Here is a 14,779-nt window from a genome sequence, read left to right as displayed (position 1 = left end):
CCCCATGAGCGCAACCACCCACGCCGAGAACGCCGCGCACGACGTCGCGTCGCACCTGCACCCCTTCACCAACCTGGCGACGCACCCGCAGGTCGGCCCGCTGGTCATCACCCGCGGCGACGGCATCTTCGTGGAAGACGACCAGGGCCGCCGCTACCTCGAGGCGATGTCGGGCCTGTGGTGCGCGTCGCTGGGCTTCAGCAACGCACGCCTGGCCAAGGCCGGCAGCGACGCGCTGCACGGGCTGCCGTACTACCACACGTTCAACGGCCGCTCGAACCCGGCCGCCATCGCGCTGGCCGACAAGCTCATCGCGCTGGCCCCGGTGCCGATGTCGAAGGTGTTCTTCGCCAACAGCGGCTCCGAGGCCAACGACTCGGCCGTGAAGCTGGTCTGGTACTACCACAACGCCATCGGCAAGCCGGCCAAGAAGAAGATCATCGCGCGCAAGAACGCGTACCACGGCGTCACCGTCGTGGCCGCCAGCCTGAGTGGCCTGATCACGAACCACCGCGACTTCGACCTGCCGATCGACCGCATCCTGCATGTCGACTGCCCGCACCACTTCCGCTATGCCGAAGCGGGCGAGACCGAGGAAGACTTCGCGACCCGCCTGGCCGACAACCTGGAAAAGCGCATCCTCGAGGAAGGCCCCGACACCGTGGGCGCCTTCATCGCCGAACCGGTGATGGGCGCGGGCGGCGTGATCGTGCCGCCGGCCACCTACTTCGAGAAGGTGCAGAAGGTGCTCGCCAAGTACGACGTGCTGCTGATCGCCGACGAGGTCATCTGCGGCTACGGACGCACGGGCGAAATGTTCGGCTCCACCACCTTCGGCCTTAAGCCCGACATCCTGACGAGCGCCAAGGCGCTGTCGTCGGGCTACGTGCCGATCTCGGCCGTGATGGTGAATGAGAAGGTGCATGCGGCCATCGCCGCCAACAGCGGCAAGATCGGCACCTTCGGCCACGGCTTCACCTACTCGGGCCACCCGGTCGCCTGCGCCATCGCGCTGGAGACGCTCAAGGTCTACGAAGACGAGAACATCCTCGCGCACGTCAAGACACTGGTGCCGCAGTTCCAGAAGGCGCTGCATGGCTACGAAGGCCGCAAGTACGTCGGCGAGGTGCGCGGCGTGGGCCTGATCGCCGCCATCGAGCTGTACGCCGACCCGGCGAAGCGCGTGTCCTTCGACCCCGCGAAGAAGGCCGGTGCGCGGCTGGCCGAACTGGCGCTGGCGCAGGGCCTGATCGTGCGCGCCATGGGCGACTCCATCGCCTTCTGCCCGGCGCTCATCACCACGTCGGCCGAGATGGACGAACTCTTCGTGCGCTTCGATCGCGCCATGGCCATTTTCGAAGAGACCTTCGCATGAAGGCCTTCTTCACCGATGACCAGCTGCTGCACGACCCGCAGCAGTACATGCGCGTCGGCCGCATCTGCAAGCCGACCGATCTGCCCAGCCGCGCGCATGCGCTGCGCGACGCGCTGGCTGGCCGCGGCATCGCGCTGGCATCGCCGCCGGACGTGGGGCGCGCGCCGCTCGAAGCGGTGCACAGCACCGACTACCTCGACTACCTCGAGACGGCCTATGCGCAGTGGCGCGAGCTGAAGGTCTTCGGCCTGGAGCCGGGCATCGAGGTGCTGCCGAATCTTTCGCCGTACTACAACGGCGTGCCGGGCGTCGACCGCGCGCCGTGCCCGTCACCGTCGCTCATCGCGCGCACCGGCTACTACGTCAGCGACCTGTCCTGCCCGCTCGGGCCGCACACCTGGCGCTCGATCCTGCGCTCGGCGCACACCGCCGTGGCCGCGGCCGATGCGGTGCTGGCCGGCGACGACGTGGCCTACGCGCTGTGCCGGCCCTCGGGCCACCACGCGCACCGCGACCGCGCGGGCGGCTTCTGCTACATCAACAACAGCGCCATCGCGACGCAGCGGCTGCGTGCGCAGCACGGCCGCGTGGCGGTGTTCGATGTCGACGCGCACCACGGCGACGGCACGCAGAACATCTTCTACGCGCGCGGCGACGTGCTCACCGTGTCGACGCACGCGGACCCGAGCGGCTACTACCCGTTCTTCACGGGCTATGACCACGAGCGCGGTGTCGGCGAGGGCGAGGGCTTCAACCTCAACCTGCCGCTGGCGCACGGCACGGGCAATAGCGAGTTCCTGGCCGCGGTCGACCGCGGCGTGGCGGCGGTGCGTGACTTCGCGCCGGGCGCGCTGGTGCTGCCGCTGGGCTTCGACACCTACAAGGACGACCCGATCAGTGTGTTGAAGCTGGACCTCGACGCCTACCGCGCGCTCGGCGAGCGCATCGGCGCGCTGAAATTGCCGACGGTGGTGGTGCAGGAAGGCGGCTACATGGTCGAGGCCATCGGGCCTGCGCTCGATCAGTTCGTGCAGGGCTTCCTGTCCACCCGATGAACGCCGCGGAATGAGTGCTGCCATCGCCTCGTTGCGCCCGCCCGGCTCCCGAAGCGCCGGCGTCGCGATCTTCTTCTGCGCGCTGGTGGCCTTCGCGTCGTACGACGCCTTCTGCAAGTACATGCTGCAGTTCTATTCGGCGCCCTTCGTCAACGTGATGCGCTACTTCGCGGTGATCGGCATCGCCTTCGCGATGCTGCTGCACCACGGCGACCTGCGCATCTGGCGCGCGCCGCAGAAGCCGCTGCTGCTGCTGCGCGGCGCGATGCTGGCGACGGTGGCCACCTGCTTCATGACGGCGCTGCTGTGGATGCCGCTGGCCGAGGCCACCGCCATCTACTTCACCGCGCCGCTGCTGATGGTCGCGCTGTCGCCCTGGCTGCTCGGCGAGACGGTGCGGCGCAGCCGCTGGGTCGCGGTGCTCGTGGGCTTCGGCGGCATGCTGCTCATCGTACGGCCGGGCGGCAACCTGCCGCTGCTGGGCACGGTGTTGATGGCGGTGTCGGCCGTCTGCTACGCGATCTTCCAGCTGCTCACGCGGCGCCTTGCGGGCCACGTGGCGAGCCCCGTGCAGTACGCGTACACGGCGATCGTCTGCCTGATCGTCACCGCCATCCCGGCGCCCTTCTTCTGGCCGACCGAGCATGTGCCCGTGGGCGACGCGCTGCTGCTGCTGGCTGGCGGCGCCTGCAGCGGTGCGGCGCAGTGGCTGCTGCTCGCTGCGTTCTCGCGCGTCGAGGCCTCGACGCTGGCACCGCTCAACTACTTTCAGCTGCTGCTGGCGGTGCTGATCAGTTCCTTCTTCTTCCACCGGCCGCCCGACACGCTGGCCATCGCCGGCATCGCGTTGATCATGTGCGCCGGCATGTACATCGCACGCGCGCGATCGACGCCGCCGCGCGTGGCCATCGAATAAAGAGCAGGGCCGCAGGCTCCACCGAGACAAGACATCCATGACCCCCTCCACACCGTCCGACGCCACCTTCTTCGAGTCCGTCGAATCGACCGACCTCGTCGGTCTGGTCGAGGCCGAACTCACGCGTGCCATCGTCGAGGGCCACCTGCCGCCGGGCAGCCGCATCGTCGAGGCCGAGATCGCGCGCCGCATGGGCATCAGCCGCGCGCCGGTGCGCGAGGCGGCGCGCCGGCTGGAGCGGCAGGGCGTGCTGGTCTCGCGACCGCGCCACGGCTTCGCGGTGCGAACGATCAGCGTGCAGGAGATCGACGACCTGTACGAGGTGCGCCTGAGCATCGAGCTCACGTCCATCGAGCTCGCCTGCCGAAGGGCCGACGATGCCGGCCTGGCGCGCGTCAAGGCGCTGGTCGACACCATGGTGCGCGAGGCCGCCACGCAGGCGCAGGACGAACGCATCACGAGCGACCTCGAACTGCACACGCTGATCTGCGAACTGTCGGGCAACGCGCACCTGCGCCGCATCTACCAGAACACGCAGACCGAGCTGCGGATGATCATCGCGCTCATCGACGCCGTCTACCAGGACCCGGCCACCATCGCGTCGCTGCACTACCCCATCGTCGACGCGCTGATGAAGCGCGACGCCGACGCCGCCAAGGCCGCCATGCGCGTGCACCTGGAGGACGCGTGGAAGAACGTGCGCGCGCTCTTCGTGAAGCAGCACGGTGCCGCGCCGACGCCTTCCACTGTCTGAACCGCCCGAGGATCCCAGCGATGAAAGTCGTCTACACCGACACCCACAAAGACCACGACCCGCAGCTCTTCATGGTGCGCGGCAAGCTCAAGCGCAGCAACGAGCAGCCCGAGCGCGCCTTCCGCCTGCTGAAGGCGGTGCAGGCCGAAGGGCACGAGGTCATCGCCGGCGAGGACTTCGGCGCCGCGCCACGCGCGGCCATCCACACGCCCGAGTACCTGCGCTTTCTGGAGACGGCCCACGCACGCTGGCAGCTGCTGGACGACCCGTCGGACGAGGTCATGCCCAACATCCACCCCTTCCCCGGCCAGCCCTGCACCTACCCCGAGAGCGTGGTCGGCCAGGCCGGCTTCCACATGGGCGACGCCGCCTGCTCGATCGGCCCGCACACCTGGGCTGCGGCCACCGCGTCGGCGAACATGGCCACGCATGCCGCGCAGCTGGTGCTCGACGGCGAACGCGCCGCCTACGCGCTGTGCCGCCCGCCGGGCCACCATGCCTATGTCGACCGGGCCAACGGCTTCTGCTACCTCAACAACGTGGCGATCGCAGCGCAGTACATGCGCCGGGTCCACGACCGCGTGGCGATCCTCGACATCGACGTGCACCACGGCAACGGCACGCAGGGCATCTTCTACCGGCGCAGCGACGTGCTGACGATTTCGCTTCACGGCGACCCGCGCCACTTCACGCCCTTCTTCGTCGGCCACGCCCACGAGCGCGGCGAGGGCGAAGGCCTGGGCTACAACATCAACAAGCCGCTGCCGCTGGGCACCGACATCGACGGCTACATGCCCGCGCTGCGCGACGCCTGCGACAGCATCCGCGCTTTCGCGCCGGGTGCGGTGGTGGTGGCGCTGGGCCTCGATGCGCACGAGAAGGACCCGTACAAGGGCATGAAGATCACCACGCCCGGCTTCGAAGTGTTGCTGGCCGAGATCGCGCGCCTGGGCCTGCCGACCGTGCTGGTGCAGGAGGGCGGCTACCTGTCGGACGACCTCGGCCCGAACATCGCGAGCGCGCTGCGTGGATTCGAGAGCGCTGCATGAGCGCTGAATTCGACGACGCCCAGGTGCTGAGCGAAGGTTCGCCCGAACTCGATGACGACTGGGTTCGTGCGCTCGCACAGGAACGCTGGGGCATCGCCGGCGAGATGAAGCCGCTGACCGGCGAGCGCGACCGCAACTACCGGCTGGCGCGCGCATCGGACGGCGCGCGCTTTGTGCTGAAGATCTCGCACCCGGCCGAGACCGCGCTGGTTGCCGACTTCCAGACGCAGGCCTTGCTGCATCTCGCCAAGGCCGACCCGACGCTGCCGGTGCAGCGCATCGTGCCGACACGCGATGGCGCGCCTTCGATCGTGGTCGACCCGGGTGACGGCTTGCCCCGCGTTGCACGTGTCTTCACCTACCTCCCCGGCCTGCCGCTGCCCGACGCACCGCGCACGCCGCTGCAGCAGCAGAATCTGGCGCGCATGCTGGCGCGGCTCGACGTGGCGCTGGCCGGCTTCGACCACCCCGCCGGCGACCTGCCATTGCCGTGGGACCTGCAGCGCGCCGAGAGCGTGCGCGGTCTGCTCGCGCACATCGTCGACGCCGAACGCCGCGCGCTCGCCACAGAGGCGCTCGACCGCTTCGAGCACACGGCCCAGCCGTTGCTGCGCACGCTGCCAGCGCAGCCGATCCACAACGACTTCAACATCTACAACGTGCTGGTCGACCCGCAGGACACCGACCGCATCGCCGCCATCCTCGACTTCGGCGACATGGTGCGGGCACCGTGCATCGACGACCTGGCCGTGGCCGCGGCCTACCAGATCGGCACCGACGACGAGCCGTTGGCGCACATCGTGCCCTTCGTCGCCGCGTACCACGCGGTGCGGCCGCTGTCGGCGACCGAGCTCGACTTGCTCTTCACGCTGATCACCGCCCGGCTGGTGATGGTCGTTGCCATCAGCGGCTGGCGCGCCGCGCGCTACCCGGAGAACGCGGCCTACCTGCTGCGCAACAACCCGCTGTCGTGGGCGCGGCTGCAGGCGTGCGAGCGCGTCGGCCACGCTGCAGCGACGCAGGCCTTCCGCAGCGCCTGCGGCCCCTGATCCGAAAGCATCCGATGTCCTCGATCCCCGCCCAGATCCAGCCTCAGACCCAGGCCCTGATGGAACGCCGCGCCCGCGTGCTCGGCCCGGCCTACCGCCTGTTCTACGAAACACCGCTGCACCCGGTGCGCGGCGAAGGCGTGTGGCTGCACGACGCCGACGGCAGGCGCTACCTCGACGCCTACAACAACGTCGCATCGGTCGGCCACTGCCACCCGCACGTGGTCGAGGCCATCGCGCGGCAGGCCAGCATCCTCAACACGCACACGCGCTACCTGCACGAAGGCGTGCTCGACTACGCCGAGCGCCTGCTCGCCACCATGCCCGGCGAACTCGCGCATGCGATGTTCACCTGCACCGGCAGCGAGGCGAACGACCTGGCGATGCGCATCGCGCGTTCGCACACGAAGGCCGAAGGGCTGATCGTCACGCGCTTCGCATACCACGGCGTGACCTCGGCCATCGCCGTGGCCTCGCCCTCGCTCGGCAAGTTCGTCCGGCTCGGCGACAACGTGCGCACCGTGCCTGCGCCCGACAGCTACCGCATCGCGCCGTCCGACATGGGTCGCGCCTTCGCGGCCGGCGTGCGTGAGGCCATCGCGGACGTGCAGGCCAAAGGCCTGCGCCCGGCCGCGCTGCTGGTCGACACGTCCTTCTCCAGCGACGGCATCTTCACCGACCCGCCCGGCTTTCTTCAGGAAGCGGTAGAAGCGGTGCGCGGGGCCGGCGGCGTCTTCATCGCCGACGAGGTGCAGGCCGGGCTCGGCCGCACCGGCGATGCGATGTGGGGCTTCCAGCGCCACGGCGTGGTGCCCGACATCGTGACCATGGGCAAGCCGCTCGGCGCGGGCCACCCGCTGGCAGGCATCGCCATCCAGCCCGCAGTGCTGGCCGCCTTCGGCCGCGAATGCCGCTACTTCAACACCTTCGGCGGCAACCCGGTGTCGATGGCGGCCGGCATGGCGGTGCTCGACGTGATCGAGCGCGAAGGCCTGGTCGCGAATGCGCAGCGCGTGGGTGCCTACCTGCGTGGTCGGCTCGGGCAGTTGGCAGAGCGCCATCCGCTCATCGGCGATGTGCGCGGCGCCGGCTTCTTCGTCGGCGTCGAGATGGTGACCGACCGCCAGGCGCGCACGCCGGCGACGGCCGAGACCGCGCGCATCGTCAACGCGATGCGCGAGCGCGGCGTGCTGTTCAGCGCCACGGGCGAGCAGGGCAACACGCTGAAGATCCGCCCGCCGCTGGTGTTCTCTGAAGCCAACGCCGACCTGTTGGTCGAGACGCTGGACAGCGTGCTCGCCACGTTGTAAACACCCCAACCATGACCGACATCTGGCGCCTCTCTGCCTCCGACGTTGCGCAGCAAATCGCGCAACGCAAATTCTCCGCCGTCGAAGCCGCGCAAGCCGCCCTGGCGCGGCTCGACGCGGTCAATCTGCGGCTCAACGCCGTGGTCGACTGGCGGCCCGACGAGGTGCTGCAGCGCGCCGACGCGATCGATGCCGCACTGGCACGCGGCAAAGACTGCGGGCCGCTGGCCGGCGTGCCGATCACAGTGAAGGTGAACATCGACCAGGCCGGCTTCGCGACCACCAACGGCGTGACGCTGCAGAAGGACCGCATCGCGGCGACGAACAGCCCGGTGGTCGACAACTTCCTCAAGGCCGGCGCGGTGATCGTCGGCCGCACCAACACGCCGGCCTTCAGCTACCGCTGGTTCACCGAGAACCGGCTGCACGGCCGCACGGTCAACCCGCGCGATGCATCGCTCACACCGGGTGGCTCGTCCGGTGGCGCGGCCTCGGCCATCGCGGCCGGCATCGGCCACCTCGCGCACGGCACCGACATCGCGGGCTCGATCCGCTATCCGGCGTATGCCTGCGGCGTGCATGGACTGCGGCCGTCGCTGGGCCGCGTCGCGGCCTTCAATGCGTCGGGGCCGGAGCGCAACATCGGCGGCCAGATCACCGCCGTGTCGGGGCCGATCGCGCGCACCATCGGCGACCTTCGCCTGGGCCTGGCCGCCATGTCCGGCGCCGACGACCGCGACCCGTGGTGGGTGCCGGCGCCGCTCGTCGGCCCCGACACGCCGCGCACCGTGGGCCTGTGCGTGCGGCCCGACGGGCTCGACACGTCGCCCGACGTCGCGGCGGCCCTCAATGACGCCGCCGAGCGCCTGCGAGACGCTGGCTGGCAGGTGAAAGAACTCGACGACGTGCCGCCGCTGCAGGACGCCTGCGCCACGCAGATCGTGCTGTGGATGGGCGACGGCTACGACGCGATGGTCGCGGCCGCACAGCAGGAAGGCGATGCCGGTGCCATCGCGGCGCTCGCTGGCCAGGCCGGCCTCGTCGGCGCGGCGGGCGCGCCGGACCTGTCGAAGGCGCTCATCCGCCGGGCCGCGCTGGCGCGTGCCTGGCAGGCATTCACCACGCGCTACCCGGTGCTGCTGATGCCGGCGAGCGCCGAACTGCCCTTCGCGTCGGACCTCGACCTGCAGGGGCCGGACGCCTACGCGCGGGTGTGGGCCGCGCAGGCCCCGATGATCGGCCTGCCGCTCACCGGGCTGCCGTCGCTGGTCGTTTCCACCGGCATGGTCGGCACGCGCCCGGTCGGCGTGCAGCTGGTGGCGGGGCGCTTCCGTGAAGACCTGCTGCTGGCGGCCGGCGAGGCCATCGAGGCGCGTGGAACGCCGCCGATGCCGATCGATCCTGCCGCTTAGAAAAAGCGAAATCTCCGCTCTTGAAGTCGTGCGGGCCTGCCTTATGTAGGCCCTCGGATGCGCTGGACACGCCTCCGGCGCCTCCGTCGATTCAACGCATCAATGGAGGTTATCGCCATGGTTCGATCGTTTTTTCCGCGCGACATGTTCGCCGAACTCGATCGCCTGCAGCGCGACATGCAGCAGGCCTTCGATCTGTCGCCCACCATCCGCGGCATCGGCCGCAACGGCTTCCCGGCCATCAACGTCGGCGGCACGCCGCAGTCCATCGAGGTGTTCGCCTTCGCGCCGGGCGTCGACCCGGCCAAGCTGGAGGTGAACCTCGAACGCGGCCTGCTCACCATCGCCGGCGAGCGCCAGGCCGACCTGCCGAAGCCCGAAGACAAGGCCGCCGTCCACATCAACGAGCGCTTCGAGGGCAGCTTCCGCCGCGTGCTCACGCTGCCCGACGACGCCGACCCGGACGCGGTCGACGCCCGGTACCGCGACGGCGTGCTGCACATCAGCATCCAGCGCCGCGCGTCGGCCCAGCCGCGGCGCATCGCCATTCAGTGACAGCAACCATCGACACCGCAAGAAAGGAGTGCATCGTGAACACTCAGCAAACACCCGCCACCACCCGCGGCGCGTCGACCACGCCGGCCGCGCAGCACGCCCTGCAGCGCTCGCGCTACAGCGACGCTGCGCTGACGCCGCCGGTCGACGTCATCGAGGACGGCGGCGGCATCACGCTCTATGCCGACCTGCCGGGCGTGTCGCGCGAGAAGCTGCAGCTCAACGTCGAGGCCGACACGCTGACCATCGAAGCCGAGTCGGCGCTGCCCTCGCCCGAAGGCCTGCAGTCGAGCCACACCGAGGTGGGCCTCGCGCGCTTTCGCCGCGTCTTCACGCTGAGCAAGGAGCTCGACACCGAGCAGGTCTCGGCTGAGTTCGCGCAGGGCGTTCTGCGGCTGCGCATCCCGAAGGCGCAGCATGCGCAGCCGCGCCGGGTCGAAGTGAAGGTGGCCTGAACCGGCGACACGGCGCACTGCCATAGCGGTGCGCCGTGGCGGCTACATGCTGTTGCCGGTCGGCCCGTCGAGCACCATGCGCACGCGCCGCGCCAGGTCGGCCAGGCGGTAGGGCTTCTTGATCACCTCGAACTCGACGCCCTCGTCGGAGTTCTTGCCGTCGGCCGAGCCGGCGAAGCCGGTGGTGAGCAGCACCTTGAGGCCCGGCAGGCGGCGGCGCAGTTCGCGCGCCAGCGCATAGCCGTTCATGCCGCCCGGCATGATCAGGTCGGAGAACAGCAGCGAAGGCGGCGGCTGATCGCCCAGCGCGTCGACCAGGTCGACCGCCTCGCGACCGCTGTTGGCGGTCATCACGCGGTAGCCCAGGCCTTCGAGCATGTCGCGCGAGAGGTTGGCGACCTCCACCCGGTCGTCCACCACCAGCACGGTTTCGTCGCCACCTCGATCGCTCGCGCGGCGGGTGAATTCGGTGGTCGAACGGAACACGTTGCGCGTGACGGGAAAGCACAGGCGGATCGTGGTGCCGACGCCGGGCGCCGACTGGATGTCGACCGTGCCGCCCGACTGCTTGGCGAAGCCGTACACCATCGACAGCCCGAGCCCGGTGCCCTTGCCTTCGTCCTTGGTGGTGAAGAACGGGTCCATGACCCGGCCGACGATCTCCGGCGGGATGCCGGTGCCGTTGTCGGCCACCGAGATCGCGACATAAGCGCCCGGCGGCAGGCCGGAAGCCGCCGAAAGGTCGTCGGGCGAGACGGTGAGGTTCTCGGTACGGATGGTGATCTGGCCGCCCTCCGGCATGGCGTCGCGCGCATTCACCAGCACGTTGAGGAGCGACATCTCCAGCTGCGTGGGGTCGAGCTGGCAGTTGGCCAGGTCGCGCTGCAGCTCGAGCCGCACCTCGACGCCGTTGCCGAGGGTGCGGTGGGCCAGCTCGAGCACGCCTTCGGCCACGCTGTTGAGATTGAGCGGCCGGCCTTCCAGCCGTTGCTTGCGCGAGAAGGCCAGCAATTGCTGGGTCAGCGTCGCGGCTTTCGACACGGCACTGCGGATGTTCTCGATGCCCCGGGTGACGGCCTGCATGTCGACCTCGCCACGCCGCGACTTCAGTTCGAGGATGTCGAGGTGGCCCGACATGACCTGCAGCAGGTTGTTGAAGTCGTGCGAGATGCCGCCGGTGAGCTGGCCCAGCGCTTCCATCTTCTGGGCTTGCCCCAGCGCCTCCTCGGCGTCGCGCCGACGGCTGACGTCGAGCTGCGAAGCGAAGTAGTACACCACCTCCTTGTCTTCGTTGAAGACCGGCGAGACATAGAGCGCGTTCCAGAACGACGAACCGTCCTTGCGGTAGTTCAGGAGCTCGATCGAGATCTCGCGACGGTCGGCCACCGCCTCGGCGATCTCTTTCACCGCCGCCCGCGACGTACCCGGCCCCTGCAGGAAGCGGCAGTTGTGACCGAGGATCTCGTCGTTGCGGTAGCCGGACATCGACAGGAAGGCCCGGTTGGCGAAGATGATGGGGTTGTCCTCCTGGCGCGGATCGGTCACCAGCATCGGCATGCGGGTGGTTTCGATGGCTGCGAAGAAGATGTCGTTGCGGTGACTGGCGATGGCGTCATGGCCCGACGCCTCGACGGAGACTTCGGGGGGCGTCGAATCGCGGATGCGTGGTTTTTCTGGCTGGGACATCGAAAAGCGCGGCCTGCAGAGCGGGGCCGTCGTCGAGGAGATGCTGTCAGGCTAAGTCGAAGCCGCCGGGCGGCGCGTCAGGCAACGCCTCGCGGTCGCGCCCGCCCCCGGCCAGTCAGGCCGCAGGCGGCAGCGGCTTGCATCGCTGGCAGGCGCCGGTGCGCAACCGGCTACTTGAGTTCGATTTCGACGAAGACGAATTCATGGTCATTGGCATTGACCACGTTGTGTTCCACGCCGGTCAGGCGGGTGTAGGACAGCCCGGCCGTCAGGGGGCTGCGCACCTCGCCCTCGGGCGTCTCCAGCAGCAGCGTGCCGGTGGTCATCGGCACCACGACGTAGTCCATGCCGTGGCGGTGCCAGCCGGTTTCGGCGCCAGGCGGAAAGCGCCATTCGGTGACGGTGACGCGGTCGTTGTCGATCTGGACGGTGGGGATGGCGGTGGGGCGGGTCATGCGGGCGATTGTGCAAGGCGCGTGCCCGCACGCCGCCCGCAGGCGTTGTCACGCCCGCGCCGCGGCTCGCCCGATGGCATGCAGGCCGTTGATGTCGATGACCGTCAGCATCGGCCCGTCACCGCCGTCCACCAGCGCGGTCGCCAGCGGGTCGCGCGCATCGAGCCCCGGCGGCAGCGGGCGCAGGGCCGAGCGCGGCAGGTCGAAGACCGGGCCGAGTTCGTCCACGCGCAGCGCAACCCGGCGATGTTTCGCGTCTTCGCAGACGACGAGCAGGGCATGGCGGCGGTCGGTCGCGCCACCGGTGTCGCGGCCGAGGCGATGCAGGTCGATCACCGCGAGCGCCCGGTCGTTGTGGATGACGATGCCGCCGCGCCCTTCGCTGGCGGCCGAGGCGGGTGCCTCGATGGCTTCGATCACCTGGGTCGTCGCGAGGCCGAGCCACTGAGGGCCGATGCGCACGCTCGCGAAGCCGGTGCGCTCGTCCTTCGCCGGCACGTGCACGTCCAGCGTCGGCGCAAAGCGCGCGGGCCAGGCGTCGGTGTCGCCAGCGGCCGCGTCGCCCAGCGCCGACAGCACCAGGCAAGCCATGTCGTCGGGTCCGCAGCTGCCGGCACTGTCGTATTCGCGGTAACCGCCCGTCATGGCGATGCCGGCCGCGTAGAGCACGCCGTCGAGTTCGACAAGCGCGCCGTTCGACGCGCCCCGCGCCAGCGATGCGCAGCGCTCGCGCAGCGGTGCTTCGTCGCCGGCCTGCCAGCGCGCATCGGTGCTGGCCACCACCGTGCCGTTGCGCGTAAGAAAGAGCGCCAGGGCGCCGGGCAGCGGTGTGCCCGCCGCGTCGCGCGGCAGCACATCGTGCAGCATGGCTGCCATCTGCACGGCACTGTCGAAGACGGTCGCGACGGTCCCGCCCCGGCCCGTGCCGGTGTGGGCATGCGCCGCGAAGATGCTGGTGCCGCGACCGTCGTAGAAGGGCGAGGGGCCGAAGGCCGCGCGCACGTAGGCGCTCTCGTCACGCAGCAGGGCGGCCGCCGACATCCAGGGCGTTGCCGCGCTGCCCGCCTGCGGCGTGCGTGAGGCGGCGAGCACCTTGCCGTGCTCGTCGAGCAGCAGGAGCTGCGCGTACACCGTGTACAGGCCGTTGATGTGCGCGAGCACCTTCGAGGCCCGGGCGCAGGCGTCGGGCGTGCGCTCGCGCGCAGCAGTGCGCAGGGTCTCGTCGAGCGCCCACCACCGGCAGTCGTTCGCGCGCTCGTAGAAGCTGCGGTCCAGGATGTCGCTGCCGAGTGCCGCGCAGGCGCGCACCTCGTCGATCACCGAGGCTTCGGCGGACTGCTGCAGTTGCGCGATCGCGGCTTCGAAGACCCGGCTGATGCGACGCCCCGTGTCGGTGACGCGCTCCAGCAGCACGTTCGCGAAGCCGGTGCCGGACACGTCGCCGCCGTCTTCCTTGCGCAGGCGCAGCTGGCCGTTCCACACCAGCCGCTCCAGGCCGTGCTGAATGCCCTTGGCCTGGGCCGGGATCGTGCGCAGCGCTTCGCCGAACAGGTGGTTGCCGGCGGACAGCCGGGCGGCGATGTCTTGGTTCGGCGTCGACATCGGCGTCGTGCTGCCGTCGAACGCGGCATCGAGCGGCACCAGCACACAGCCGACCCAGCCCAGGCCGACGTAGCCCTGGTAGCCGTTCGAGGTGGCCTCCACCGTGAGGTACTCGCGTCCTGCGAAGCGCAGGGTGGTGCCGCCGGCGCGTGCCGTCGGCAGCACCACGCCGAGCGCGACCTGGTGCACATCGGAACTGGCGACCACGTTGCGCTGCGCGTCGAGCAGAAGCAGCACGGAAGCCTCGTCGCCCGCGGTGAGCGCCGAGAAGATCGACGCCATCTCGTTCTGCAGCGCGAAGCTCAGGCACAGCACCGCGGCGGCGTGGCCGCCGGCGGTGCGCACCGGGGCGCAGAAGAGCAGGCCGTCCTGACCGCCGAGCAGCGGCGTCGGGCCGAAGCGCTCGAGGTAGGGCGCATCGTTCCGCAACGCCGCCTGGGCCAGATCGGCGTCGGCCTGCGTGAGGGTGTCCGGCCGCAGGCGCACGCGGGCACGGCCGTCGGGCGCGAGCAGCAGGATGTCGTCGTACACGCTGTACTTGGCCTGGTACGAACGCAGATGGTTGTGCAGGGCGGTGGCCTGCGTCGCGTCGATCTCGGCCGCCGTGGCCGCGCCGACGAGCGCAGGGTCCAGCGCGAGAAAGCCCACGTCCGCGGTGCGCTCGAACAGGTTGCGCACCAGCAGGTCGACCAGGGTCTGTGCCTTGGCGCGCGCCGAGCGCAGGGCGTCCTGGCGCAGGCGCTGGGCCAGGGCGTCGAGCAGCACGCCGGTCAAGGCGTGGAACTTCGCGCCCGTGGCGGCGATGGACGTGCCGCTGCCGGTCATCTGCGCCAGCAGACCGAGCTGGTCCCAGGTGTCTTCCAGCCGCTGCAGCGACTCGCGATGGTCGTTCACCAGCGCCATGCGCGGGACGAGCGAGGCGACGTCGGCAGAGAACGTCACGCCTTTGAAATCGGCAGTTCCGGACATGGCAGGGGCAAGACGGATGCGCCCAAGGGTCGGCGTACCGCGTGACGGGATGAAGGAGATTTCATCCTAGGACGCGGGTGCCGTTCCCCATGGGGGGAACAGAGGGGGCTTTGCTCCTCAGTTCGCGGCCTGCGGCG

The 14,779-nt window shown here is 70.0% G+C and carries 13 protein-coding genes; 10 read left to right on the top strand and 3 right to left on the bottom strand.

Translation table 11 applies throughout. The features are described from left to right. Positions 1-4: 4 nt before the first annotated feature. From ACSFA0_RS02710 to ACSFA0_RS02665, 10 genes are all read left to right on the top strand, one after another. Entirely contained in the window at positions 5-1,375 is a 1,371-nt protein-coding gene (locus tag ACSFA0_RS02710) for an aminotransferase (RefSeq protein ID WP_435448701.1), read from the top strand. Next, entirely contained in the window at positions 1,372-2,430 is a 1,059-nt protein-coding gene (locus ACSFA0_RS02705; protein WP_435448700.1) for a histone deacetylase family protein, read from the top strand. The genes ACSFA0_RS02710 and ACSFA0_RS02705 overlap by 4 nt, the downstream gene beginning before the upstream one ends. 10 nt (positions 2,431-2,440) lie before the next feature. Continuing rightward, positions 2,441-3,346 carry a DMT family transporter gene (locus tag ACSFA0_RS02700; protein WP_435448699.1) on the top strand — a complete coding sequence of 302 codons (906 nt, stop codon included), beginning with the start codon at positions 2,441-2,443 and terminating at the stop codon, positions 3,344-3,346. 37 nt (positions 3,347-3,383) lie between these two features. Then, positions 3,384-4,100, top strand: a complete 717-nt coding sequence (locus ACSFA0_RS02695; protein WP_435448698.1) for a GntR family transcriptional regulator — start codon at positions 3,384-3,386, stop codon at positions 4,098-4,100. 20 nt (positions 4,101-4,120) lie between these two features. Next, positions 4,121-5,149 carry a histone deacetylase family protein gene (locus ACSFA0_RS02690; RefSeq protein ID WP_435448697.1) on the top strand — a complete coding sequence of 343 codons (1,029 nt, stop codon included), beginning with the start codon at positions 4,121-4,123 and terminating at the stop codon, positions 5,147-5,149. Continuing rightward, on the top strand, positions 5,146-6,198 hold the full coding sequence (locus ACSFA0_RS02685) for a phosphotransferase (RefSeq protein ID WP_435448696.1): 1,053 nt from the start codon (positions 5,146-5,148) through the stop codon (positions 6,196-6,198). Before ACSFA0_RS02690 ends, ACSFA0_RS02685 begins: the two co-directional genes overlap by 4 nt. 14 nt (positions 6,199-6,212) lie before the next feature. Next, on the top strand, positions 6,213-7,508 hold the full coding sequence (locus ACSFA0_RS02680) for an aspartate aminotransferase family protein (RefSeq protein ID WP_435448695.1): 1,296 nt from the start codon (positions 6,213-6,215) through the stop codon (positions 7,506-7,508). A gap of 11 nt (positions 7,509-7,519) precedes the next feature. Further along, a complete protein-coding gene (locus tag ACSFA0_RS02675; protein WP_435448694.1) occupies positions 7,520-8,920 on the top strand; it encodes an amidase family protein in 1,401 nt (466 codons plus the stop codon). 117 nt (positions 8,921-9,037) lie between these two features. Further along, positions 9,038-9,475, top strand: coding sequence for an Hsp20/alpha crystallin family protein (locus tag ACSFA0_RS02670; protein WP_435448693.1), 438 nt, complete (start codon positions 9,038-9,040; stop codon positions 9,473-9,475). 101 nt (positions 9,476-9,576) lie between these two features. Continuing rightward, positions 9,577-9,930, top strand: coding sequence for an Hsp20/alpha crystallin family protein (locus tag ACSFA0_RS02665; RefSeq protein WP_435450878.1), 354 nt, complete (start codon positions 9,577-9,579; stop codon positions 9,928-9,930). Positions 9,931-9,972: 42 nt separating this feature from the next. Here ACSFA0_RS02665 and ACSFA0_RS02660 read toward each other — a convergent pair whose 3' ends face one another. The 3 genes from ACSFA0_RS02660 to ACSFA0_RS02650 all read right to left on the bottom strand — a co-directional run bounded on the left by ACSFA0_RS02660 (position 9,973) and on the right by ACSFA0_RS02650 (position 14,615). Continuing rightward, positions 9,973-11,616 (bottom strand): histidine kinase famiy protein, encoded by a 1,644-nt coding sequence (locus tag ACSFA0_RS02660; protein WP_435448692.1) that lies wholly within the window; start codon positions 11,614-11,616, stop codon positions 9,973-9,975. Between the two features lie 170 nt (positions 11,617-11,786). Further along, complete coding sequence (locus ACSFA0_RS02655) at positions 11,787-12,071, bottom strand: cupin domain-containing protein (protein WP_435448691.1); 285 nt, start codon at positions 12,069-12,071, stop codon at positions 11,787-11,789. A gap of 48 nt (positions 12,072-12,119) precedes the next feature. Continuing rightward, positions 12,120-14,615 (bottom strand): chemotaxis protein CheW, encoded by a 2,496-nt coding sequence (locus ACSFA0_RS02650; protein WP_435448690.1) that lies wholly within the window; start codon positions 14,613-14,615, stop codon positions 12,120-12,122. Between the last annotated feature and the right edge of the window lie 164 nt (positions 14,616-14,779).

Origin of the sequence: Variovorax restrictus (assembly GCF_051216715.1) — a bacterium.
In the GTDB taxonomy this organism is placed as follows: domain Bacteria; phylum Pseudomonadota; class Gammaproteobacteria; order Burkholderiales; family Burkholderiaceae_C; genus Variovorax.
The sequence above is the reverse complement of the archived record's forward strand: the minus strand, read 5'-3'. Positions and strand labels throughout refer to the sequence as shown.

Bases quoted from the DNA above. Each gene is read 5' to 3' on its own strand.
- ACSFA0_RS02710 (WP_435448701.1), top strand. From the start codon at position 5: ATGAGCGCAACCACCCACGCCGAGAACGCCGCGCACGACGTCGCGTCG.
- ACSFA0_RS02705 (WP_435448700.1), top strand. From the start codon at position 1,372: ATGAAGGCCTTCTTCACCGATGACCAGCTGCTGCACGACCCGCAGCAG.
- ACSFA0_RS02700 (WP_435448699.1), top strand. From the start codon at position 2,441: ATGAGTGCTGCCATCGCCTCGTTGCGCCCGCCCGGCTCCCGAAGCGCC.
- ACSFA0_RS02695 (WP_435448698.1), top strand. From the start codon at position 3,384: ATGACCCCCTCCACACCGTCCGACGCCACCTTCTTCGAGTCCGTCGAA.
- ACSFA0_RS02690 (WP_435448697.1), top strand. From the start codon at position 4,121: ATGAAAGTCGTCTACACCGACACCCACAAAGACCACGACCCGCAGCTC.
- ACSFA0_RS02685 (WP_435448696.1), top strand. From the start codon at position 5,146: ATGAGCGCTGAATTCGACGACGCCCAGGTGCTGAGCGAAGGTTCGCCC.
- ACSFA0_RS02680 (WP_435448695.1), top strand. From the start codon at position 6,213: ATGTCCTCGATCCCCGCCCAGATCCAGCCTCAGACCCAGGCCCTGATG.
- ACSFA0_RS02675 (WP_435448694.1), top strand. From the start codon at position 7,520: ATGACCGACATCTGGCGCCTCTCTGCCTCCGACGTTGCGCAGCAAATC.
- ACSFA0_RS02670 (WP_435448693.1), top strand. From the start codon at position 9,038: ATGGTTCGATCGTTTTTTCCGCGCGACATGTTCGCCGAACTCGATCGC.
- ACSFA0_RS02660 (WP_435448692.1), bottom strand. From the start codon at position 11,616: ATGTCCCAGCCAGAAAAACCACGCATCCGCGATTCGACGCCCCCCGAA.
- ACSFA0_RS02655 (WP_435448691.1), bottom strand. From the start codon at position 12,071: ATGACCCGCCCCACCGCCATCCCCACCGTCCAGATCGACAACGACCGC.